The 21640-nt window shown below is 68.8% G+C and carries 20 protein-coding genes; 9 read left to right on the top strand and 11 right to left on the bottom strand.

Annotation, left to right across the window (positions count from 1 at the left end; all coding sequences use genetic code 11):
* The first annotated feature begins 11 nt into the window (after positions 1-11).
* Positions 12-2453, top strand: a complete 2442-nt coding sequence (locus NVU01S_RS12715; RefSeq protein WP_043677624.1) for a beta-glucosidase family protein — start codon at positions 12-14, stop codon at positions 2451-2453.
* Between the two features lie 45 nt (positions 2454-2498).
* Here the strand turns inward: NVU01S_RS12715 and NVU01S_RS12710 are convergent, their stop codons facing one another.
* The 3 genes from NVU01S_RS12710 to NVU01S_RS12700 all read right to left on the bottom strand — a co-directional run bounded on the left by NVU01S_RS12710 (position 2499) and on the right by NVU01S_RS12700 (position 5347).
* Entirely contained in the window at positions 2499-3533 is a 1035-nt protein-coding gene (locus tag NVU01S_RS12710; protein ID WP_043677529.1) for an aspartate-semialdehyde dehydrogenase, read from the bottom strand.
* A gap of 3 nt (positions 3534-3536) precedes the next feature.
* Positions 3537-4802, bottom strand: coding sequence for an aspartate kinase (locus NVU01S_RS12705; protein WP_014981150.1), 1266 nt, complete (start codon positions 4800-4802; stop codon positions 3537-3539).
* An 83-nt stretch (positions 4803-4885) separates the two neighbouring features.
* Entirely contained in the window at positions 4886-5347 is a 462-nt protein-coding gene (locus tag NVU01S_RS12700) for an SgcJ/EcaC family oxidoreductase (RefSeq protein WP_043677532.1), read from the bottom strand.
* Positions 5348-5443: 96 nt separating this feature from the next.
* Between NVU01S_RS12700 and NVU01S_RS12695 the strand changes: the two genes are divergently transcribed.
* Positions 5444-5923, top strand: a complete 480-nt coding sequence (locus NVU01S_RS12695) for a MarR family winged helix-turn-helix transcriptional regulator (RefSeq protein WP_043677534.1) — start codon at positions 5444-5446, stop codon at positions 5921-5923.
* Positions 5924-5944: 21 nt separating this feature from the next.
* Positions 5945-6358 carry a secondary thiamine-phosphate synthase enzyme YjbQ gene (locus NVU01S_RS12690; RefSeq protein WP_043677536.1) on the top strand — a complete coding sequence of 138 codons (414 nt, stop codon included), beginning with the start codon at positions 5945-5947 and terminating at the stop codon, positions 6356-6358.
* Positions 6359-6417: 59 nt separating this feature from the next.
* Here NVU01S_RS12690 and NVU01S_RS12685 read toward each other — a convergent pair whose 3' ends face one another.
* Together NVU01S_RS12685 and NVU01S_RS45225 are read right to left on the bottom strand one after the other, a co-directional pair.
* Positions 6418-6639: a hypothetical protein gene (locus NVU01S_RS12685; RefSeq protein ID WP_043677538.1), complete on the bottom strand. Its 222-nt coding sequence runs from the start codon at positions 6637-6639 to the stop codon at positions 6418-6420.
* 14 nt (positions 6640-6653) lie between these two features.
* Positions 6654-9395, bottom strand: coding sequence for a helix-turn-helix transcriptional regulator (locus NVU01S_RS45225; RefSeq protein ID WP_052281070.1), 2742 nt, complete (start codon positions 9393-9395; stop codon positions 6654-6656).
* Between the two features lie 160 nt (positions 9396-9555).
* Here NVU01S_RS45225 and NVU01S_RS12675 point away from each other — a divergent pair, with 160 nt between their 5' ends.
* Positions 9556-10161 carry a dihydrofolate reductase family protein gene (locus tag NVU01S_RS12675; RefSeq protein ID WP_043677628.1) on the top strand — a complete coding sequence of 202 codons (606 nt, stop codon included), beginning with the start codon at positions 9556-9558 and terminating at the stop codon, positions 10159-10161.
* A gap of 55 nt (positions 10162-10216) precedes the next feature.
* Here NVU01S_RS12675 and NVU01S_RS12670 read toward each other — a convergent pair whose 3' ends face one another.
* Positions 10217-10792 carry a dihydrofolate reductase family protein gene (locus NVU01S_RS12670; RefSeq protein ID WP_043677541.1) on the bottom strand — a complete coding sequence of 192 codons (576 nt, stop codon included), beginning with the start codon at positions 10790-10792 and terminating at the stop codon, positions 10217-10219.
* 28 nt (positions 10793-10820) lie between these two features.
* Positions 10821-11396, bottom strand: coding sequence for a dihydrofolate reductase family protein (locus NVU01S_RS12665; RefSeq protein WP_043677546.1), 576 nt, complete (start codon positions 11394-11396; stop codon positions 10821-10823).
* A gap of 58 nt (positions 11397-11454) precedes the next feature.
* On the opposite strand from NVU01S_RS12665, the gene NVU01S_RS12660 reads away from it, so the two are divergent.
* The 4 genes from NVU01S_RS12660 to NVU01S_RS12645 all read left to right on the top strand — a co-directional run bounded on the left by NVU01S_RS12660 (position 11455) and on the right by NVU01S_RS12645 (position 14239).
* Positions 11455-12042 (top strand): TetR/AcrR family transcriptional regulator, encoded by a 588-nt coding sequence (locus NVU01S_RS12660; RefSeq protein ID WP_043677553.1) that lies wholly within the window; start codon positions 11455-11457, stop codon positions 12040-12042.
* 64 nt (positions 12043-12106) lie between these two features.
* Positions 12107-12292, top strand: coding sequence for a DUF1918 domain-containing protein (locus NVU01S_RS12655; protein ID WP_043677557.1), 186 nt, complete (start codon positions 12107-12109; stop codon positions 12290-12292).
* Between the two features lie 174 nt (positions 12293-12466).
* Positions 12467-12925 (top strand): SRPBCC family protein, encoded by a 459-nt coding sequence (locus NVU01S_RS12650; protein WP_014981141.1) that lies wholly within the window; start codon positions 12467-12469, stop codon positions 12923-12925.
* Positions 12926-13027: 102 nt separating this feature from the next.
* Positions 13028-14239 (top strand): low temperature requirement protein A, encoded by a 1212-nt coding sequence (locus NVU01S_RS12645; RefSeq protein WP_043677629.1) that lies wholly within the window; start codon positions 13028-13030, stop codon positions 14237-14239.
* Here the strand turns inward: NVU01S_RS12645 and NVU01S_RS12640 are convergent.
* The 4 genes from NVU01S_RS12640 to NVU01S_RS12625 all read right to left on the bottom strand — a co-directional run bounded on the left by NVU01S_RS12640 (position 14217) and on the right by NVU01S_RS12625 (position 19453).
* Entirely contained in the window at positions 14217-15059 is an 843-nt protein-coding gene (locus NVU01S_RS12640) for a hypothetical protein (RefSeq protein ID WP_043677560.1), read from the bottom strand. The genes NVU01S_RS12645 and NVU01S_RS12640 overlap by 23 nt on opposite strands.
* 81 nt (positions 15060-15140) lie before the next feature.
* Positions 15141-16769, bottom strand: a complete 1629-nt coding sequence (locus tag NVU01S_RS12635; RefSeq protein ID WP_043677562.1) for a GMC oxidoreductase — start codon at positions 16767-16769, stop codon at positions 15141-15143.
* Positions 16770-16978: 209 nt separating this feature from the next.
* Positions 16979-18604 carry an alpha/beta hydrolase gene (locus NVU01S_RS12630; protein ID WP_043677566.1) on the bottom strand — a complete coding sequence of 542 codons (1626 nt, stop codon included), beginning with the start codon at positions 18602-18604 and terminating at the stop codon, positions 16979-16981.
* Between the two features lie 81 nt (positions 18605-18685).
* Positions 18686-19453: a sulfite exporter TauE/SafE family protein gene (locus NVU01S_RS12625; RefSeq protein ID WP_043677568.1), complete on the bottom strand. Its 768-nt coding sequence runs from the start codon at positions 19451-19453 to the stop codon at positions 18686-18688.
* A gap of 238 nt (positions 19454-19691) precedes the next feature.
* On the opposite strand from NVU01S_RS12625, the gene leuA reads away from it, so the two are divergent.
* A complete protein-coding gene (leuA, locus tag NVU01S_RS12620) occupies positions 19692-21485 on the top strand; it encodes a 2-isopropylmalate synthase (protein WP_043677570.1) in 1794 nt (597 codons plus the stop codon).
* Positions 21486-21640 lie beyond the last annotated feature (155 nt).

Below are 21640 nucleotides of genomic sequence, written 5' to 3'. Positions count from 1 at the left end.
AGGAGTTCACCATGACCCAGCTCGACCCGGCCCGCGAGGAAGTCGTGGCGGCGGCCATCGGCAAACTCGACCTGGACGCGAAGGCCCGGCTGCTGATGGGGCAGGACATGTGGTCGTTGCCCGCCCTGCCGGAGATCGGGCTGCGTTCGCTGGTGATGTCGGACGGGCCGATCGGGGTGCGCGGGGTGCATTGGACGGCCGACGATCCCTCGATCGCGCTGCCCTCACCGACCGCGCTCGCCGCGAGCTGGGATCCGGAGCTGGCCCGGCGCGCGGGCAGGCTGCTCGCGCAGGAGGCGCGGCGCAAGAGCGTGCACGTGCTGCTCGCGCCCACGGTGAATCTGCACCGATCTCCGCTCGGCGGAAGGCATTTCGAGTGCTACTCGGAGGACCCGTTCCTCACCGGGCAGATCGGGACCGGGTACGTCCGCGGCGTGCAGGACGGCGGAATCGGCACCACCGTCAAACATTTCGTCGCCAACGACGCAGAGACCGACCGCTTCACCGTGAACAACGTGGTGTCCGCGCGCGCTCTGCGCGAGCTGTATCTGGCCCCGTTCGAGGCGATCGTCCGCGACGCGGGCCCGTGGGGCATCATGGCTGCGTACAACCGGGTGAACGGCCCGACCATGACCGAGCACCACGCACTACTCACCGGAATATTGCGCGGCGAATGGGGTTTCGACGGTTTCGTCGTCTCCGACTGGACCGCCGCCCGCGCGACGGTCCCGGCGATCACCGCCGGACTCGATGTCGCGATGCCGGGACCGCGGGGCGTGTACGGCGCGGCGCTGGCCGCGGCGGTGCGCAACGGCGAGGTCGCGGAGTCCGTGGTGGATGCCGCGGTACGCAACGTGCTGCGGCTGGCGGCGCGGGTCGGCCTGCTCGACGGGGCCGAGCCCGCGGTCACCGCGCTGCCGGACGAGATCGACGGCGTCGCGCTGGCACACGAAATCGCCGCTCGCGGTTTCGTTCTGGTGCGCAACGAGCCGGTCGGCGAACAGCCCGCGCTGCCTTTGGCGAAGGACGGCACGAAGGTGGCGCTGCTCGGGCTCGCCGCCCGCGACGCGCGCATCCTCGGCGGCGGCTCGGCGACCGTGTTCCCCGCCTCGGTGGTCTCCCCGCTCGACGGACTGACCGCGGCGCTGCCGCCCGGCGCCCTGACCTACGCGATCGGCGCCGCCCCGAGCGACGAACTCAGCGCCGCCGACCGCGGATTCGACCTGCGCGCCCGCATTTTCGACGCCGACGGCGCGCTGCTCGGCGAGAGTTCGCTGCCCAACGGCATGGTCAACTGGCTCGGCGAACTTCCCGACGGCGTCGCCTACGCCGACCTGCACACGGTCGAGGTACACGGCACCTTCACGCCCGAGGAGACCGGCGCGCACGCGTTCGGCACCAAGGGAATCGGCGATTTCCGGCTCACGGTCGGCGGGTCGGTGCTGTTCGACGGGGCCGAAACCCTCACCGGCTCCGATCCTTTCGAAGCTTTCTTCGGCACCCCCACCACGCGCGGCACCGTCGACCTCACGGCCGGGACGACGGTCGATGTGACGATGACGCACACCCCGATGAAGTTCGCCGACATGCCCATCCAGGCTGTCCTTTTCACGCTCGGGCACGCCGATCCCCGGCGCGACCCGGACGAATTGATCGACGAGGCCGTCGAGACGGCACGCAACGCCGACGTCGCGGTGGTCGTGGTCGCCACCACCGAGCAGGTGGAATCGGAGGGCTTCGATCGCACGAACCTGCGCCTGCCCGGCCGACAGGACGAGCTGGTGCGCCGCGTGGCCGAGGTCAACCCGCACACCGTGGTGGTCGTCAACGCCGGCTCACCGGTGGAAATGCCCTGGCGTGACCAGGTTTCGGCAGTGCTGCTGAGCTGGTTCCCCGGCCAGCAGGGCGGGGCGGCGCTGGCCGAGGTCCTGCTCGGCGGCACCGAACCGGGTGGACGGCTGCCGACCACCTGGCCGGTCGCCCTGGCCGATTGCCCGGTCGCCGAGGTCACGCCGACCGACGGCGAATTGGTCTACCGGGAGGATCTGTTCATCGGCTACCGCGCCTGGGAGCGGGCGGGCAGCACGCCGGCCTACCCGTTCGGGCACGGATTCGGTTACACCACATGGGAATACGAGTCGATCGAGCGGGAAGCGACGACGGTGACCGTGCGGCTGCGCAATACCGGCGCCCGCCGCGGCGGTGAGGTGGTGCAGGTCTACCTCGCGCCCGTCGCGGATTCGGTGGTCCGACCAGCCCGCTGGCTGGCGGGGTTCACGCGGGTGGAAGCCGATCCCGGCGAGCTGGTCGAGGCGCGAATCACCCTCCCGGACCGGGCCTTCCAGATCTGGGACGAGGACAGCGACACGTGGCGTCCGGTACCCGGTGTCTACCAGATCGAGGCAGGCCACTCGTTCGCCGAACGTCGGCTGACCACGCAGATCGAAGCGTAGGCGAACCGGTCCGCGGCCGTGCGCGAGCACGGCCGCGGCACCGGGTCAGCGATTGCTGAGCAGGACCTCGGCGATCTGAATGGTGTTGAGCGCAGCGCCCTTACGCAGGTTGTCGCCCGAGATGAACAGGGCCAGGCCACGGCCGTCCGGCACGCCGGGATCCTGCCGGATCCGGCCCACGAGCGAGTCGTCGGCGCCCGCCGCCTGCAACGGCGTCGGCACGTCGACCAGCTTGACGCCGGGCGCCTTGGCCAGGATCTCCTTGGCCTGCTCGACCGAGAGCGGCTGGTCGAATTCGGCGTTCACCGACAGCGAGTGCCCGGTGAACACCGGGACGCGCACGCAGGTGCCGCTCACCAAAAGGTCGGGGAGCCCGAGGATCTTGCGGCTCTCGTTGCGCAGCTTCTGGTCCTCGTCGGTCTCGCCGGAGCCGTCGTCGACGAGCGAACCGGCCAGCGGCAGCACGTTGAACGCGATGGGCGCGACGTACTTGTTCGGAGCCGGGAAGTCCAGGGCGCCGCCGTCGTGGGTCAGCTGCTCGGCGTCGTCGATCACCGCGCGCGCCTGCGTCGCGAGCTCTTCCACGCCGGCCAGGCCACTACCGGACACCGCCTGGTAGCTGGACACGATGAGGCGGCGCAGTCCCGCGATGTCGTGCAGCGGCTTCAGCACCGGCATCGCGGCCATGGTGGTGCAGTTCGGGTTCGCGATGATGCCCTTGGCCAGGTTGCGGGTCTGCTCCGGGTTGACCTCGCTCACCACCAGCGGCACATCGGGGTCCTTGCGGAACGCCGAGGAGTTGTCGATCACGGTGACGCCCGCGGCCGCGAACCGCGGGGCCTGCACGCGCGACATGGTGGCCCCGGCGGAGAACAGCGCGATATCGAGTCCGGCCGGATCGGCCAACTCGGTGTCCTCGACGACGATCTCGCCGCCACGCCACGGCAGCGTCTTACCCGCCGAACGCGACGAGGCGAAGAAACGCACCTCGTCGGCCGGGAAGTTGCGCTCTTCCAGCAGTTTTCGCATGACGGCGCCGACCTGACCGGTCGCGCCGACAACGCCTACTCGGATGCCCATGGCTTATCGTCCTGTTCCCGCGTGCACCACGGCGACCTCGTCGCCGCCCAGTTCGAAGGCCCGGTGCAGCACCTTGACGGCCTCGTCCAGTTCGGTGTCCTTGACCAGCACCGAGATCCGGATCTCGGAGGTGGAGATGAGATCGATGTTCACGCCCGCGTCGGCCAGCGCCTCGCAGAACTTGGCGGTGACGCCGGGGTGGCTCTTCATGCCCGCGCCGACCAGCGACACCTTGCCGATGTGGTCGTCGTAGAGCACCTGGGAGAAGCCGATCTCGTCCTGCTGCTTGGTGAGCATCTCGACGGCGCGCGCGCCGTCGGTCTTGGGCAGGGTGAAGGTGATGTCGGTCTTGCCGGTATCGATCTTGGAGATGTTCTGCAGCACCATGTCGATGTTGATCTCGGCGTCGGCGACCGCGCGGAACACCTTGGCGGCGTAGCCCGGCACGTCCGGCAGACCGACCACGGTCACCTTGGCCTCGCTGCGATCGTGCGCGACGCCCGTGAGGATTGCTTGCTCCAAGGGGATGTCCTCCATCGATCCGTAAACGTAGGTGCCCGGCTTGTCGGTATAGGACGAACGCACATGCACGGGCACGTTGTAGCGGCGCGCGTATTCGACGCAGCGCAGCATCAGCACCTTCGCGCCGCAGGCCGCGAGTTCCAGCATCTCCTCGTAGGAGACCTGCTCGAGCCGCTGCGCGTCCGGCACGATCCGCGGGTCGGCGGTGAAGACGCCGTCCACGTCGGTGTAGATCTCGCAGACGTCGGCTTCCAGCGCTGCGGCCAGCGCGACCGCGGTGGTGTCGGAACCGCCGCGGCCCAGCGTGGTGACGTCCTTGCTGTCCTGGCTGACGCCTTGGAAACCGGCGACGAGCACGATCTGTCCGTCGTCGAGCGCCTGGCGCAGCCGGCCCGGCGTCACGTCGATGATCTTGGCGTTGCCGTGCGCGCCGGTGGTGATCACGCCGGCCTGGGAGCCGGTGAACGAGCGAGCCTCGGCGCCGAGCGAGTGGATGGCCATCGCGACCAGCGCGTTGGAGATGCGCTCACCCGAGGTGAGCAGCATGTCCATTTCCCGCGCGGGCGGCGCGGGCGCGACCTGCTGGGCGAGGTCGAGCAGTTCGTCGGTGGTGTCACCCATGGCCGAGCAGACGACCACCACGTCGTGGCCCTGCTTCTTCGTCTCGACGATCCGTTCAGCGACGCGCCGGATACGCTCGGCGGTTGCCACCGAGGATCCTCCGTACTTCTGAACAACGAGAGCCACGACAGGGTCCTCCAAGATCGACAACCAGCTGCTAACAGCCACCCAGCGTACCGGCCGTGGTCCAGCGGATTGCCGCTACCTCCTCAGCCGGCCGCCGCGCGGGAGCCGGCGCGCTGGTCGGACTTGGTCGCGAACTTCGCGAGCAGCCAGTGATATCTGGTGTTCTGGAAGGCCGCGATCCGCCATTCGCCGTCGGCGCGCACCACGATCGTGGTCTGCACCTTGGTGTTGCGCAGCGTGCGCCGACGCCTCCCTTTGAGCACCGCCCCGCGCCCGTGCACCACCGCGACATCCGGGGTGAGGAAACGGAAACCGGTGATCTCCCCGTCCAGGCGGGTGTTCTTCAAGTACTTCTCGAAGACCGGGAGGTGGGACTCGTAGATCTCCCGGCGGCCCTTGCTGTGCGTGCCGAACCAGGTGACGTAATCGGCGTCCTCGGCGAAGACCGAAGCGAAGGCCGCGGCATCGCCCGCGCCCCACGCCTCGGCCTGACGGTCGAACAACGCGTGGATGGCGGCCTCGTCTGTGTGCTGCGTGCTGGACATCGCGAACTCCTCGAAAAACCTGACCAGTTCATTAACTGCGCCAATCAATAATTGAGTTAGTAAGATATTGCCTGAGTGAGACTAAGGTGTCAAGCCATGCCAGAGAACGCGGAATCCAAACGAGCCGAGCTGAGCGCGGCGCTGACCGTGGCCGCCCAGGTCAGCGCGACGGACGCGGTGATGATGCACCAGGCCGTCGCCGACAAAGCCGGGTTGCACGTGACGGATCTGCGCTGCTTGAACATGCTGCGACTGGGCGGCCCCGCGACCGCGGGTGAGCTGGCCGCCGCCGCCGGACTGACCACCGGTGCGATCACCCGGATGATCGACCGGCTGCTGCAGGCGGGGTATGTCCAGCGCGAACACGACGCACAGGACCGGCGCCGGGTGATCATCACCGCGGTCCCCGCCCGGATCGACGAGCTGGCGCCGCACTACGAACTGCTGGCACAGGAATTCGGCGCGGTGACCGCCGGCTACACGGACGAGCAACTGGAACTCTTGCTCGAACTGTTCGGACGGCTGCACGAGACCTCGGTTCGAGTCACCAAGGCCTTGCGCACCGCCGAGGACTGAGCGATGGCGCACGATGGAGTGATGAAGAGCACGGTATTAGCGGTGACCACCGGACGGACCGAGGTCGTGCAGGACATCACCGGCGAGTGCGCGTCGTTCGTGCGCGAAGCCTCCGGTGGCGGTGACGGACTGCTCAATGTGTTCGTGCCGCACGCAACGGCCGGGGTCGCGGTCATGGAACTCGGCGCGCGCAGCGACGACGATCTGCTCGCGGCGCTGCGCGAGCTGCTGCCCGCCGACGATCGCTGGCGGCACGCGCACGGATCGCGCGGACACGGACGCTCCCACGTGATGCCTGCCCTGATCGCGCCCTACGCCACGATCCCGGTGATCGACGGCGCGCTGGCCCTGGGCACCTGGCAGTCCGTCGCAGTGGTCGACCTGAATATCGACAACCCCGACCGCCAGGTGCGCCTGTCCTTCCTCAGCGACTAGGGCCTGTCTCGCAGTCCGGCCGGACCGCGGAAGCGCCAATGGGACTGCGCGACAGGGGCTTAGGCCCGGAAGAGGCGGAAGAAGCCGCGCACCTGCTCGACCAGCGACTCCGGCTGCTCCAGCGCGGCAAAGTAGCCGAGCGTTTGCGGCCGGGTCGCCTGGATCGCCGAGTACCCCCGGCCGGTGCGCTGCATCTCCTTCTCGGCCTCGAGGTTCGCCGACTCGGCGGGCGTCGGATCATCGAACACGCCCGCCGCGACGGAACCCAGGTTCAGGTGCACGCCGGCGCCGCGGCCTACCGGAGCCGGCGCAGCCCACGTTGCGGGTCGGCCGCGGACAGCCGGGCGAGTTCGGTGCGATTGGCCACGCCGAGTTTGGCGTAGACGTGCGCCAGGTGAGTCTTCACCGTGCCGCGCCCGATGAACAGACGCGCGGCGATATCGGGGTTCGACAGGCCGGCGACCGCGAGATCGACCACGGAACGTTCCATCGGGGTGAGGCTGGCCCAGCCCGACGCCGGGCGGTTGCGTTTGCCGCGTGCTTTGGTCGCGTAGTCGATGGCCGGTTCGAGTCCCATGGCGCGGCCACGTTCCCGTAACTCGGTCGAATCCGATACGGCGACAGCGGAATCCAGCAGTGATCGAGCGACCTCGGCGGACGGCCCAGGGGCCGAACCGGTGTCGGCGCGGGCCCGCTCGGCCGCACCGAGCAGCACCGCGGCCGAATCGGCGGTGCCCCGCCGCGCGAGGGCCACCGCGAGCGACTCCAGGCTCGTCGCGCAGCCGAGTACCAGGTCGTGTGCCGAACGGATCCGCAGCGCGTCGTGATGCAACCGCAGCGCCTGCTCGATATCGCTGTGGTGCAACAGGAATGCTTGCTGATCGAGCACCTCGGCGTGCACCGAGGGCAGTGCGCGCAGCATCGGTGTCGCGGCCAAGGCCTCGAGTAGCGCTGCGGCCGAATCGGTTTCGGCCGGGCTCGCACCTTCGGGCCGGTCCGGCGCGGCTTCCGCGCGCAACCGCAACGCGGTCGCCAGCACCACCTGGGTCCACGGCGTCAGCACCCCGTCGGCATCCGTGCCGGGCGTCCTTCCCTCCCGGCGGCACCACTCGATCGCCTCCTCCGGACGCCCCGCCGCCAGCGCCGCCAACGCGTGCACCCGCTCCCAGCCGGGCACGAACGGCGTCGCCTCCCCCTCGAGCAACCGATCGATCGGCTCGAGGGCCGCGGCCGCCGCGTCGAGTCGCCCCTGCCGCACCCGTATTTCGGCGAGCGCCGCCCGCGCCGAGCCCAGGTGATGGAAGTCGTGCAACGGGGCCGCGGTGGCGACGGCCTGCTCCGCGATCTCGGCGGCGCGAGTCAGCGCGCCCGACTGCGCGGTCGCGGTGGCCAGCCAGGTCAGTGCGAACGAGGCGAAGCCACGGTCGTTGCGCTTGCGCATGCCGACCAGCGCCGCGTCGAGTTGTTCGACGGCCGCGCGATATTCGTCGCGGAACAGGTGGATCAGGCCGGTCAGCGCTTGCATGGAGTCGGCTACAAACCCGTCCGCGGCGTGCGCGGCCTCCCGGTGCAGCGCTTCGGCGTCGGCGTAGGCCCGGTCCAGGTCGATACCGAGTTGCTCTACCGCGCACAGCGAGCGGGCCAGCCGACCGACCGGCTCGGCACCGATCTCGGCGGCCAATTCCGCTGCGGCACGGGCCGATTCGTATCCGACGAAACCGTAGACACCGGTGTCGCAGACCAGCGCCAACCCGGCCAGCACCCGCGCTTGCAGCTCGTCGCGCGCCCCGGCTCCGCGAGCGACGGCGGTGCGCAGCACCCGGACGCCCTCGAGGCCGCGCGGTTCGAGGTACCAGAACCAGGCCATCGCGGCGGCGAGCCTGCGCCCCGCGGTCGGATCGTCGCGATCCAATCCCCAGTCGAGAGCGGCACGAATGTTGGGCAGTTCCTCGGTGATTCGGGCCCGCCACGCGTCCTGATCGACGTGACGCACGGCTTCGGCCCCCTCGACCATTGTGAGGTAGGTCGCGAGGTGGCGGTCGCGCAGTTGTTCGGTTTCGGCGGCCTCGGCGAGGCGCTGCAACGCGTAATCCCTTACTACGCCGAGCATTCGGTAGCGAGCCACCGGGCCGGTGGTGTCGGCGGAAACCAGTGACTTGTCGATCAACCCGCGTAGCGTGCGCAGCGCACGGCCCGGCCGCTCGTCCAGCGCGACCACCGCCTCGGCGGCGAAGTCCGGCTCGAGCACCCCGAGCCTGCGGAACAGCACCCGCTCGTCGTCATCGAGCAGGTCGTGGCTCCAGCGCATGGATTCCGCGAGCGTCTGTTGCCGGAACGGCGCCGTGCGCGCGCCACCTTCGAGTACCGCGTACGGCTCGTGCAGCACGTCCGCGAGTTGTGGCAGCGACAACGTGCTCGCCCACCCCGCGGCCAGTTCGAGGGCGAGCGGCAGCCGGTCGAGCCGATCGCAGATCCGGCGAGCCGCGGTGCGCACCGGCGCCGACGCCTGCGCCGGTTGTACCCGTTCGAGCAACAGCGTCAACGCGTCCGCCAGCGCGAGGGCGGGCACCCGACGCACCTGCTCGCCGCGGACATCGAGCGGTGCGCGGCTGGTGGCGAGCACGCCGAGCCGTGGGCAGCGGCCGAGCAACCCGGTGACCAGCGCTGCGACAGCGGCGCCGAGCTGCTCGCAATTGTCCAGTACCAAGAGTGTTTCGCGGTCGGTCAGCCCGCGCGCCACCGTCGCGACCGGATCCGCGCCGACCGGCACCGGCACGCCGAGCGCCGCGGCGACTCGATACGCGACGGCGGCATCGTCGTGTTCGTCCTCCAGCGCGACCCAGCAGACGCCGTCCGGCCACGCGGCCGCGACGGTGCGGCAGACCCGCAGCGCGAGCCGGGTCTTGCCGCAGCCGCCGGGCCCGGCGAGGGTGACGACCCTGCCCGGCGCGACCACAGCGGTGATCGCCGCGAGTTCTTCGGTCCGGCCGACGAACGAGGACAGCTCGGCGGGAAGTGTGTCGATGGCGGCTGACATTGCGTCAGCAGTCTGACACGCCGGTCCGGCGGGTGCGAGCCACGAGCTGTGCCGTCCCGCCTTCCGGATATCGGCCAGCTGGCAGATGTTCCGCGGCCCGCGCGGCGGAAGTATTCATGCCAACGACGCGGACAGCGTCACAGACCAGAAGGAACAGACCATGACGAACACGGGAAACCGCCGGGTAGTCGCCAATATCACCCTCTCGCTGGACGGCCGGACCAACGGCCCGGGCGGCGACTACGACATGAGCTGGATCGTGCCGCACGCGGTGAGCGACACCGCGCGCGACCGAATGGTCCAGATGGCCGAGGCAGCCACCACCGCCCTGCTCGGCCGCAAGAACTACCAGGGTTTCGGCGGCTACTGGCCGGTCGTCGCCGCCGACGCGGACGCCGACCCGCGCGACCGCATGTTCGGCCAGTGGCTCGACAAGGTGGAGAAGGTCGTCTTCTCCAGCACGCTCACCGAGGCGGCGTGGCAGCATTCGCGGATCGCCGACACCGATCCCGCGGCGGCCGTCCGGCAGTTGCGTACCCAGCCCGGCGGCGACATCGTCGTGCTCGCCAGCAACAGCATCATCAAGGCGCTGCTCGCGGCGGACGAGGTCGACCGGATCACGATCACGCAGTGTCCCGAGGTGGCCGGTGGCGGCGCGCGCCTGTTCGAGGACGGCTTCCCCGCGACGAGCTGGGCGCTGACCGATCTGTCCAGCACCGAGACCGGCGCGCTGTACCTGATCTACGACCGGGTTCGCGGGGTGTGAACGGCCGAAGGGCGGTGGGCGCAGCGAAAAACGCTGGGCCACCGCCATTGTCGGGTCAAGCGCGGGTGAGCCAGGTGACCTGGTTGCCGTTGCCGAACTCGCGGCGGGCGGTCGGGGTGAACAGCGTCGGCTGGAACGCGCCGTCGAAGGCGCGCACGCCCTGACCCGCGACAACCGGGTAGCTCTTGATCACCAGCTCGTCGATCTCGGCGAGCAACGCGGCCGCCAGTTTGCCGCCGCCGGCCAGCCAAATGTCCTTGCCCTCTTCCTTTTTGAGCTGCTGAACCAGCGCGAGCGGGTCGGACTCGACCAATTCCACTGCGGGATCATCGATCCGGCCGAGCGTGCTCGACACCACGTACTGCCGCATATGGCCGTACGGGTTGGTGAGCCCCACGGCCAGGGCCGGTTCGTAGGTACCCCGGCCCATCACCAACGTGTCGAGCCGCTGGTTCGGCGCGTCGACGGCGACACCGAAGTGCGGCCGGGCGTGCGTGGGCAGGGTCTCGGGGTAGTCCTGTCCGATCCAGGCGATGAAGTCCTCGGGCAACGGATAGAAGCTGATGTCGCCGTCGGGTGCGGCGATGTAGCCGTCGAGCGACATGCCGACGAAGTAGGTGAGTTTTCGCATTACAGAGCCTCTTTCGTAGGAGGAGCGATCAGGCGCGGGTGAACCAGGTGACCTGTGCGCCGTTGTCGAATTTTTTGCGCCGGGCCGGGGTGAACAGCGTCGGCTGGAACGCACCGGCGAAGGCCGAGATCCCGCTGCCCGCGACCACCGGGTAGCTCTTGATGATCAGTTCATCGAGTTCGCCCAGCAGCTGCGCGGCGAGGCTGCCGCCGCCACACAACCAAATGTCGCCGCCCTCTTCCTTTTTGAGCCGTTGAACCAGCCCGAGCGGGTCGGACTCGACCAATTCCACTGCGGGATCATCGATCCGGCCGAGCGTGCTCGACACCACGTACTGCTTCAGATGGGCATACGGGCTGGTCATGCCCACGGCCAGGCCGGGTTCGTAGCTGCGGCGACCCATCAGCACGGTGTCGCACCGCGTGTTCGGTTCATCCACAGCCATGCCGACCTGCGACCGGAACCCGGTCGGGACGAACTCCGGGTACTCCGCGTTCAACCAGCGGCCCATCTCGTCGCTTTGCGGATAGAAGTCGTACTCCCCCGCCGGACCTGCGATGTAGCCGTCGAGTGACACGGCGACGTAGTAGACAAGCTTTCGCATTCCGGTACCACCTAAACTGTTGTACTCTCTTTGTAGTGGTCAGAATGTAGTACTACGGATGGAGTGGTGTCAAGTGCGGACCAACAACGAGCGCCGGCAGGCGCTGCTCGACGCGGCCATCGAGGTCCTGGCCAGGGACGGCGCACGCGGCCTCACCTTCCGCGCGGTGGACAAGGACGCCGGGGTGCCCGCGGGAACCGCGTCGAACTACTTCGCCAACCGCGACGATCTGCTCACCCAGGCCGGCGGTCGCTTCTACGAACGGCTGCAGCCGAGCGAGGCCACCATGGCCGAACTCGCCACGGGACCGCAGACCCGCGAGCACATCGTCACGTTGATGAAGGAGGTCGTGGGTCGTATCGAGGCTTTCCGCACCGGCTATCTCGCGCTGCTGGAGTTGCGCCTGGAGGCGACGCGGCGGCCCGAGCTGCGGGCGGTGCTCACCGAGCGGGTGCGCGCCGACATCGAGTTCAACGTGCGCAATCACCTCGACGCCGGCCTGCCCGGCGACGAAAAGTCGGTCCTACTGCTCTATCTCGCGTTGAACTGGCTGATCGTGGACCGGCTCACGCTGCCCGAGGTGTTCACCGAGGAGCAGAGCCAGGACCTCATCGAGGCGGCGGTGGATCGGGTCATCCGGGGCTGAGACCAAACGGTCGCAACGACCGGAAACCCGGTGAGCGCCGTCACACCCATTCGATAATGAGTCGATGATGGCGAAGGTCGGCGACCGGTTGCTCGTGCACGGACACGTGGTGGGGCGGGGTGATCGGCAAGGGGAGATCATCGAGGTGCGCGGCCCGGACGGGTCGCCGCCCTACCTCGTCCGCTACACCGACGGGCGCGAATCCCTGGTCTATCCGGGACCGGACGCGATCGTCGAACCGGCGGACTGACCACCCCCGAATCTTCCACGCGGAAGCTGTACACCGCGTAGTCGATCTTCACCTCGATCACATAAGTGCACGTCGCAGGTGTGCGCGAACCACCAATCCGTACCAGAAGGTTGACGGACCGAACCGTGCTGGAGAGAATCGGGCCGTTGTCCATCGGGGGTCGGAAGGTTTTTCATGCGCACCAGAACCGATATCCGATTCGTCGTCGACGCCGATTCCGCACAGGTACTCGATGCCCTGGCCGCCGTGGAAATGCTGCCGGAATGGTCGCCCGGATATACCGATGCCCGCGTCGCGTCCCGCGACGACGCGCGACGACCACTGCGGGTATTCGTGAAGACCGAAATCCTGGGCAGCTCCGATATGCAGGTACTGGAATACGATTGGGCCGAGGATCGGGTGTCCTGGCAGGTCACCGACAGCACCAGGAACGCGAAGGGCGGCGGCTTCTTCGAGATCTCCGAGGGCGCGGACGGCACCCGGGTCTGGTATCACGCGGAGATCTACTTACCCATCCCGGTGCCCGGCCTACTACTCAAGCGCACCGTGCGAAAGCTCAACGAGACCGCGGTGCAGAATTTCATCGAGTTTGCCGAACGGTTTCCGGAAACGGAAAACTTTCAAGCCGTATAGCCATGACGAATAACCACGCCCGCGTGCGCCCTGAGTGAAATCGCCGCCACGCGCGCCCCGCCTGACCGGCATCGACGGCGTCCGGGTGCGACGATGTGCACCATGATCGGTTCCAAACGGGTTCGGCTTCAGCCGGTGGCCGAGGGTGCGTCGGTGACACAACTCGAGCTGTTCTTCGACCTGGTGCTCGTATTCGCGTTCACCATGGTCACCGACCTGGCGGCGGAGGAGACCAGCGCGAAGAACCTGTTGCGCGCCTTCCTCGTGCTCGCCCTGATGTGGTGGCTGTGGATTGCCTACTCGTGGCTGGGCAACGTGATCCGCGCCGACGAAGGCTTCGCCAGGGTCGCGATGTTCACCGCGATGGGCGGTGCGTTTCTCGCCGCGCTCACCATCCCCGAGGCATTCCACGACATGGCGGGCGGCTGGTACGGCCCGCTGGTCTTCGCCATCGCGTACCTGGTCGTGCGGTTGGTGCACGTCTTCATGTTCTGGCTGGCCAGCGCGCAGGACGCGCAGTTGCGCAACCAGGTGCTGCGCTGGTCGCTCGGTTCGATCACGATCGGCACCACGCTGCTGGTGATCGCCGCGATGACCGAGGGCAGGGTGCAGATCGCGCTGTGGATCGCCGCGATCGCGGGCGACTATCTGTGGACCCTGCTCGCGGGCACCGACTGGCGGTTGAACTCGGCGAGCCATTTCGCCGAGCGATACGGACTGATCATCATCGTGGCGCTCGGCGAATCGATCGTCTCGATCGGCATCGGGGTGGCCGGGCTGCCGATCTCCTGGCCGATCGCGGTGGGCGCGCTGCTCGGCCTGGCCATCTCCGGACTGCTGTGGTGGACCTATTTCGACGTCGCCGCGCTGTCCATCGAACACGAGCTCAAACATGCCGACGGCGCCCGGCAGATCAAGATCGCGCGGGGCGCCTACACCTTCTGGCATTTCCCGATGATCGTCGGAATCATCGGGCTCTCACTGGGTTTGAAGAAGGTGCTCTACTACGTCGGGGACGCCTCGCATCACACGCTGAGCGACGCGCTCTACGGCATCCCGTTGTTCGCATTGTACGGCGGCGTGGTGCTGTACCTGGTCGCGCTGATCGGAGCGAAACACTATGCGACCGGAGCGATCAGCGTGCCGCGGGTGCTCACCGTGGTGCTGCTGCTCGCGCTGATCCCGCTCGCCGCGGCCCTGCCCGCATTGATCTCGCTGACCATGCTCTGCGCCGTGCTCGCGGCGCTCACCCTCTTCGAGACCGTGCGCTTCGCCCAGCCCCGCGACCAGATCAGGCACGGCGTACCTGACTGAGTTTGTGCGCGACCCCGTGTTCGGCCGCCGTCGGCCCATACGCCGACGGCGCCACCCGGACCCCGTCGCGCACCGCGTCGCGGATCTGATCGATGTTCTCCCGCAACACATCCGAGACGAGTTCGTCGGTGCGCGGATCGGCGAGCACCTGGAAGACGATGCGGAACGTGGTGTCGGCGATCAACCGGATGATCTCGTCGTGGAACGGGATGTAGCGCACCCGGCCGGCCTGCGGGTCCTTCTTGATCAGCTCGAGGATCATCTCGTCCATCTCGGCCCGGTTCTCCTCCAGCGCCGCCGCGATGTTGCGGGTGTAGTGGCCGGTGCGCAGCACGTGCGCCACCTCGTCCATCACCGCGATCGTCATCGGGCGCTTGATCACGTCCACGATGGTCGTCACGAACCGGTTGACCACCGCGGCGGTGATCCGGTCGCCGAAGATCCGGTCGGCGACGCGGCCGAGCCGGACCAGGATCACCACGATCCGCAGTAGCCGGAACCCGCGGAAGAACGGACTGGTCACCGGGATCATGCCGAGGACCTCGTACCAGTAGACGAACGGGAACGTCCACGGCCAGCCCGCCCGGCGCCAGCGCCACAGGAACTCGGCCGCGAAGATTCCGCAGATCGACCAGTCGACGAGCACGATCACCCGATGTGTCTGCGCGGCGACCGGGAAGAAGGTGATCCAGACGACCAGCACCACCGAGACGATCGCCAGCGCGAGCATCACGAAATCGGTCCACAGCGCGGGCGGCTTACGCGGGTAATCGCCCTCCGGAAGCTCCTCGCCGACCGGAGTGGGGCTGACATAGGCCACGACGCGGATCCCTTTCGACACTGAATGGTCAGGCCGAGGGTAGTACGCGGCCCGCGCGACGGCACGGACCGCGAGCCGGCGCTACTTCCCCTGGCGGATGATCGCCTCGATATTGCGTTCGGCGAGCGCGGCGATGGTGAGCGACGGGTTCACCGTGCCGGTGCTGCCCGGGATCGCGGCGCCGTCCATCACGTACAGACCGGGATGGCCGTGCACCCGGCCGTAGCCGTCGGTGGCCCGGCCGAGCACCGCGCCGCCCAGCGGATGCGCGGTGAACAGGGCGTTGGCGTCGTAGCCGAGCGCACCGTATTCCAGTACGGCATCGGCTCTTTCGGCGATCCGGTGATCGACCGCGCGGGCGGCCGCCACCATCTCCGCGCGGTTCTCGGCAGGCCAGCTCAAGCCGACCCGGTTCGCCGCGCGGTCGTAACCGAACCGCGAGCGCGTCCCGTCGAGCACCATGCCCAGCGAGGCCAGCGCGCCCGTCTCGAACGGGATACCGGGGATGTACCAGCTCTCCAGGGTGAGCGGCGCGCCCGATTCGTCGAAGATCCGGCTCGCGCTCGGCACGCCCTGCCCGAGACCGGCCAGCGCGCTCGCGCCGCGCCCGAGCACCACGTCACCGTTGGTGCCCCAGCCGTCGCCGATGTGCTCGTTGAGGTTGGGCAGGGTGCCGGTGGCCTGCGCGCGGACCAGCAGTTCCGAGGTGCCGACCGAACCGGCGCCGAGGAACAGCTGATCGCAGGTGAGGGTGCGGGTGCCGAGCACCTCGCCGGTCGGCGCGAGCTTCGTCACGGTCAGCGAGTACCGGCCGCCCGGCTCCTGCGCGATCGACTCCACCTGGTGGCCGGGGAAGATCGCGGATCGGCCGGTGTCCTGGGCGTAGCGCAGATAATTCTGGTTCAGGTCGAACTTCGCGCCGTTGGAGTTGCCCAGGTTGCTGCGCGCCGCGGTGCCCGACGGACGGGAACCGCCGCCGAGTTCGGCGCGCAGGATGTCCCAGTTGAAGATCGAGTCGTTGGGCAGCGGCTGGTAGCCGGCCTTGCGCACCTGGTCGTCCCAGGCCCGGGAGTGCGTGAACGGCGTCGAACCGTAGATGTCCTGCGGCATCGTGTTCAGCCGCAACATCTCCCGCACCCGCGGGTAGTAGACGCGGTCCAGCTCGCCGTAGTCGACGGTGCCGCCGAAGACGTGGTCGAAGAAGCGGCGCTCCGGGGCGACCATCGCGCCGGTGAAGATCACCGAGCCGCCACCGACCGCCGCCGCCCGCCAGACATCGATGCCGGGGTAGCTGGTGCAGTCGAGCACGCCGCCGAAGCTCGCGAAATGCACCGGCACCTTGGAGACGCCGGTGAAGCTGGTGCGATGCCAGAAACCACGGCCGTCGGGCAGGTCGTCGCCGGTGAAGATCTCCCGCCAGGGATCGTTGGGCCAGCGCGAGCCGCGTTCGAGCACCGTGTTGGCGATACCGGCCTCGGCCAGCCGCAACGCGGTGACCGCGGCGCCGAAGCCGGAGCCGATCACGATCGCGGGCGAATGCTCGGGCGGATCGGGCAGCGGGGCAAAGATTTCCGGCACCCAGGCCTGGAACAGCAGATTCCAGACGGGGTCCGCGGACCCCACACCGGCCGTCAGCGACGAAGCCGAACCCGCGGCAGCGCCCAGCAGGGCGGCTGCACCCGCAGCTTTGAAGAAGGCGCGTCTACGCACCCAGCCACCTCCCTCATCACGCATGGCCGAGCGCAGATTACCGGTATTCCCGTGCGCTGAACAGTCGTTCACGGGCCGTCACCGGTTGTCCACCTGCTATTGCCCTGGCGGACTTCCGCATTCGGGTGCGCGCCGCGGGCAACGGCCAGGTGACGCCCGGGCAACGAGCCGGGTCGACCCCGGTTGCCGGCACGGTCGCCGAGCCGGATTCACCGCGCGAACGGCGCCGCGTCCGGCTCGCAGGTGGCGCCCGGCGCCGGCAGTTGCTGATCGATGAGGTAGCGCTCCTGCAACCGCCGGGTGCAGTCGGTGGTGGTGTCGTGGCCATAGCCACCGTCGATGACCACCAGGCGCGCGTTCACCAGGGCCTGCTGCGCGGTGCGGGCCGCGGACAGCGGCGTCACCGGGTCGTATCGGTTGCTGAACAGCAGCGCGGGCACGTCCGAGCGCATGATCCAGGGACCCGCGTACCGCTGCGGATAGCCGCCCTCGGGAATCGGCCACGCGGCGCACGGCTGCCGGATGGCCAGCCAGAACGCGCCGAAGATCGGACTCTCCGCACTCAAATCCCTTGCCATCGCGGGCCATTGCGCGGGGTCACGGGGAAAAGTGTTGTCCGCGCAGGAGATCGCGGTGAACGAGTCCAGGAACCCGGGCGGCAGCGCGCTCGCGGCCAGCACCGTGCGGACCACATCGGGGTTGCCCTCCGCGCCGCGCTCGAGTTCGGTGAGCAACTGCGCCAGTGCGGGCCAACCCTTTTCGGAGTCGTACAGCAGCAGCGCGTGCGGGGCGATGACCTCGTGATAGGTGACCGACCGGGCCCGGTCCCCGGTCCCGACCGCAATCGGCTCCTGCCGCAACCGGTCCAGCAGTGCGTTGTCTCTGGCCTGCAGATCCGCACCGCCGGTCGGCTTCTGATCGGTGCGGATCTGGCCGACCGGGTCGGCGGTGGCCGGCTTACCGGCGCTCGCAAAAGCACAGCGCGGCTGGCCTGCCTGCGCGCACAGCCGGAAGAATTCCGCGAGCACCTCCTCGGTGCCCGCCGCCGAGTTCGCGACCTCGGTACGGGTATCGGACGTGTAGGCGTCCGGGTCGATCATCGAGCCGAGGCTCAGCGCCCGCACCCGGTCGCCGAAGAGCGCGCCGTACACCTCGCCGAGATAGCTTGCGTAGGAACCACCTTCGAAGGTGAGCTGGCGGTCGCCGACCGCGCGGCGCAACAGGTCGAGGTCACGGGCGGCGTCGACGGTGGTCAGGTGCGGCAGCAGGGCGGCGCTGTGCGCGGCGCAGCCCGCGGCCAGGTCGCGGCTGGCCCGCGCCTGCTGCGCCGCCTGCTCGTCGGTCACCGGCGGCAGCCATGCGGCAGCCCAGAAGCGCTGCTGCTCTTCAGGATTCGCGAAGCAGCGGACCGGTGCGCTGCGGCCGGTACCGCGCTGATCGAAGGTCACCACGTCGAAGCGGCGCGCGATCTCGCCGGGGAACATCTCGCCTCGTGCCGCCCACTGCAGGCCCGAACCACCCGGGCCGCCCGCGGCGGTGAACAGGGTGCCGATCCGGCGCGACTGATCCGTCGCGGGCTGGCGCACAACCGCGAGTTCGATCGTCTCCCCCTGCGGCTGCGCGTAGTCCAGCGGGACGGTCGCGCTCGCGCATTGCAGTTTGCCCAACGCCTTGTCCTGGCACGACGCCCAGTCCAGCCGCGGGGTCGCGGCGGCGTCGGCCTGTCCGGCCAGGTCGGCCACGGCCTGTTCGTGCTCGTCCGGGGTGCCGCAGCCGCTCAGCGGCGCCACCACCAGGGCGAGCGCAGCGACAACGACGATCCTCCACCCACGCATATCGATTATCTTGTGCCGCGCGGACGCGGCCGTCGTCCCCCGCAGGGATGAATTGCACCCTGAGCCGGCACTGACCACCTCCTAGGACATCAACAGCCGGACCACCGCGATGGTGCCGACCACGACGATGACCGCGCGCAACACGTTCGGCGGCATCCGCCTGCCCATCTTCGCACCGAGCTGACCCCCGATGATCGAGCCCAGCGCGATCAGCCCGACTGCCTGCCAGTTCACGTCGGCGATCACGATGAAGATCAGCGCGGACACGCCGTTGACGATCAGCGCGAGCACGTTCTTGACGCCGTTGAGCCGCTGGATGTCCTCGTGCACGAGAACACCGAGCAAACCGAGCAGCAGCACACCCTGGGCAGCCCCGAAGTAACCGCCGTAGATGCCGGTCGCGAAGACCGCGACGAACAGCACCGGCCCGCCGTGCTGCGGCGCGGGCCCCGCCCCGTCCGCGCGCCGCGCCTTCACCCAGCGCGACAGCCGCGGCTGCACGACGACGAGGACCAGCGCCAGGATGATCAGCACCGGCACGATCGCCTTGAACGCGTTCGCGGGCAGCGTCAGCAGCAGGACCGCGCCGGTGATGCCGCCGAGCAGCGACGCGGTACCCAGTCGCACCAGGCGTTCGCGCTGTCCGGCCAGCTCACGGCGGTAGCCGTGGACGCCGCTGATGGCCCCCGGGACCAGGCCGATGGTGTTGGAGACGTTCGCGGTCACCGGCGGCAAGCCGAAGGCGAGCAGCGCCGGAAAGGTGATCAGGGTGCCCGACCCGACGATCGTGTTGATCCCGCCCGCCGCGATGCCCGCGCCGAAGATGGCGAGCTGTTCGAGCCATGTCATAGGAAAATCCGTTCCTTGCTTCTTTGCGGAACGCTAGCGCCGACGTCGGATGACCCGACGACGGGACCGGGCTTTCGCCCGTGTATTGCCACCCGGTAAACTCGCCGACATCATGCAGCGGGCACTTCTTCTCGGCCGCCGCGACGGGTTCTGATTGGACCGGCTCCCGTCGCGGGGTTTTGCCGCGCCGGTCGACCCAAACCTTTGGGAAACACCACACCCCCTCGGAGAAATCGCCATGTCCCCCGCTGACGCCTTCGTATCCGGCTCCCGCACCATCACGCCGCCGTCCAAGCCCGCGCCGGCCGACCAGCCCGCCTGGAACGCGCAGAAGAACTCGTCGATGCCGACCTTCCGGTACCGTCCGTTCGCCGAGGAGGTCGAGCCCGTCACGGTGCCCGACCGCACCTGGCCGGACAAGATCATCGACGTCGCGCCCGGCTGGTGCGCGGTCGACCTGCGCGACGGCAACCAGGCCCTGATCGACCCGATGAGCCCGGCCCGCAAGCGCCGCATGTTCGACCTGCTGGTGCGGATGGGCTACAAGGAGATCGAGGTCGGCTTCCCCTCGGCCAGCCAGACCGATTTCGATTTCGTCCGCGAGATCATCGAGGACGGCGCGATCCCGGACGACGTCACCATCCAGGTGCTGACCCAGTGTCGCGCCGAGCTGATCGAGCGCACCTTCGAGGCCTGCTCGGGCGCGCAGAACGTGATCGTCCACTTCTACAACTCCACCTCGATCCTGCAGCGCAAGGTGGTCTTCCGGGCCGACCGCGCGGCGGTCAAGAAGATCGCGACGGACGCGGCCGCGCTGTGCCTGCGGATCGAGCAGCAGTACCCCGACACCAACTGGCGCTATGAATACAGCCCGGAGTCCTACACGGGTACCGAGCTGGAGTACGCCAAGGAGGTGTGCGACGCGGTCTCCGAGATCATCGCGCCCACCCCGGCCAAACCGCTGATCATCAACCTGCCCGCGACCGTCGAGATGGCCACGCCGAACGTCTACGCCGATTCGATCGAGTGGATGAGCCGCAACCTGGCCCGCCGCGATGCGATCGTGCTGTCGCTGCACCCGCACAACGACCGCGGCACCGCGGTGGCCGCCGCCGAACTGGGTTACCAGGCCGGCGCGGACCGGATCGAGGGTTGCCTGTTCGGCAACGGTGAGCGCACCGGCAACGTCTGCCTGGTCACCCTGGGGATGAATCTGTTCTCCCGCGGCGTCGATCCGCAGATCAACTTCTCCGATATCGACGAGATCCGCCGCACCGTCGAGTACTGCAACCAGCTGCCGGTCGCCGAGCGGCACCCCTACGGCGGCGACCTGGTCTACACCGCGTTCTCCGGCAGCCATCAGGACGCCATCAACAAGGGCCTGGACGCGATGAAGGTCGCGGCCGACGACGCGGACGCCGATGTGGACGACATCATCTGGGCGGTGCCCTACCTGCCGATCGACCCGAAGGACGTCGGGCGCACCTACGAGGCCGTCATCCGGGTCAATTCGCAGTCCGGCAAGGGCGGCGTCGCCTACATCATGAAGACCGATCACGGCCTGGCGCTGCCGCGGCGGCTGCAGATCGAGTTCTCCCAGGCGGTCCAGCGGATCACCGACGGCGAGGGCGGCGAGGTCACGCCGAAGGAGATGTGGGACGTCTTCGCCGACGAGTACCTGAGCCCGATCCGGCCGCTGGAGCGGATCCGGCAGAAGGTCACCGCGTCCGAGACCGACGGCGGCACCGACACCATCGCCGTGGTGGTCAAGGTCGACGGCGTGGAGCAGGAGATCACCGGCACCGGCAACGGCCCGCTGGCCGCGTTCATCGACGCGATCGCGACCGTCGGCTTCGACGTCCGGGTGCTGGACTACTCCGAGCACGCGATGTCCGCGGGCGACGACGCGCAGGCCGCGGCCTACGTGGAGTGCGCGATCGGCGACAAGGTGGTGTGGGGCGTCGGCATCGCCACCTCGATCACCACGGCATCGCTGCGCGCGGTGGTCTCCGCGGTGAACCGGGCGCACTGACCCGCGACGCGAGCGGCGGTGTCCTGGGTCAACCTGGGCACGCTGATCGCGCAGGTCGAGTACGGTGAGAGCCGGGCGCGACGGTCGTTGATCGACCGGGCGCCCGGCTCTCGATCTTGCTGTCGGAGACCAGATATCGGCGGCGTGTCATCCGG

The sequence above is a fragment of the Nocardia vulneris genome, from assembly GCF_001613425.1.
GTDB lineage: Bacteria > Actinomycetota > Actinomycetes > Mycobacteriales > Mycobacteriaceae > Nocardia > Nocardia vulneris.
Note: the sequence above shows the minus strand (reverse complement) of the source record. Positions and strands in the feature narration are given on the sequence as shown.

Bases quoted from the DNA above. Each gene is read 5' to 3' on its own strand.
- NVU01S_RS12645 (WP_043677629.1), top strand. From the start codon at position 13,028: ATGATCGGTTCCAAACGGGTTCGGCTTCAGCCGGTGGCCGAGGGTGCG.
- leuA (WP_043677570.1), top strand. From the start codon at position 19,692: ATGTCCCCCGCTGACGCCTTCGTATCCGGCTCCCGCACCATCACGCCG.
- NVU01S_RS12660 (WP_043677553.1), top strand. From the start codon at position 11,455: ATGGAGTGGTGTCAAGTGCGGACCAACAACGAGCGCCGGCAGGCGCTG.
- NVU01S_RS12700 (WP_043677532.1), bottom strand. From the start codon at position 5,347: ATGTCCAGCACGCAGCACACAGACGAGGCCGCCATCCACGCGTTGTTC.
- NVU01S_RS12655 (WP_043677557.1), top strand. From the start codon at position 12,107: ATGATGGCGAAGGTCGGCGACCGGTTGCTCGTGCACGGACACGTGGTG.
- NVU01S_RS12670 (WP_043677541.1), bottom strand. From the start codon at position 10,792: ATGCGAAAACTCACCTACTTCGTCGGCATGTCGCTCGACGGCTACATC.
- NVU01S_RS12665 (WP_043677546.1), bottom strand. From the start codon at position 11,396: ATGCGAAAGCTTGTCTACTACGTCGCCGTGTCACTCGACGGCTACATC.
- NVU01S_RS12695 (WP_043677534.1), top strand. From the start codon at position 5,444: ATGCCAGAGAACGCGGAATCCAAACGAGCCGAGCTGAGCGCGGCGCTG.
- NVU01S_RS12630 (WP_043677566.1), bottom strand. From the start codon at position 18,604: ATGCGTGGGTGGAGGATCGTCGTTGTCGCTGCGCTCGCCCTGGTGGTG.
- NVU01S_RS12710 (WP_043677529.1), bottom strand. From the start codon at position 3,533: ATGGGCATCCGAGTAGGCGTTGTCGGCGCGACCGGTCAGGTCGGCGCC.
- NVU01S_RS12675 (WP_043677628.1), top strand. From the start codon at position 9,556: ATGACGAACACGGGAAACCGCCGGGTAGTCGCCAATATCACCCTCTCG.
- NVU01S_RS12625 (WP_043677568.1), bottom strand. From the start codon at position 19,453: ATGACATGGCTCGAACAGCTCGCCATCTTCGGCGCGGGCATCGCGGCG.
- NVU01S_RS45225 (WP_052281070.1), bottom strand. From the start codon at position 9,395: ATGTCAGCCGCCATCGACACACTTCCCGCCGAGCTGTCCTCGTTCGTC.
- NVU01S_RS12715 (WP_043677624.1), top strand. From the start codon at position 12: ATGACCCAGCTCGACCCGGCCCGCGAGGAAGTCGTGGCGGCGGCCATC.
- NVU01S_RS12650 (WP_014981141.1), top strand. From the start codon at position 12,467: ATGCGCACCAGAACCGATATCCGATTCGTCGTCGACGCCGATTCCGCA.
- NVU01S_RS12690 (WP_043677536.1), top strand. From the start codon at position 5,945: ATGAAGAGCACGGTATTAGCGGTGACCACCGGACGGACCGAGGTCGTG.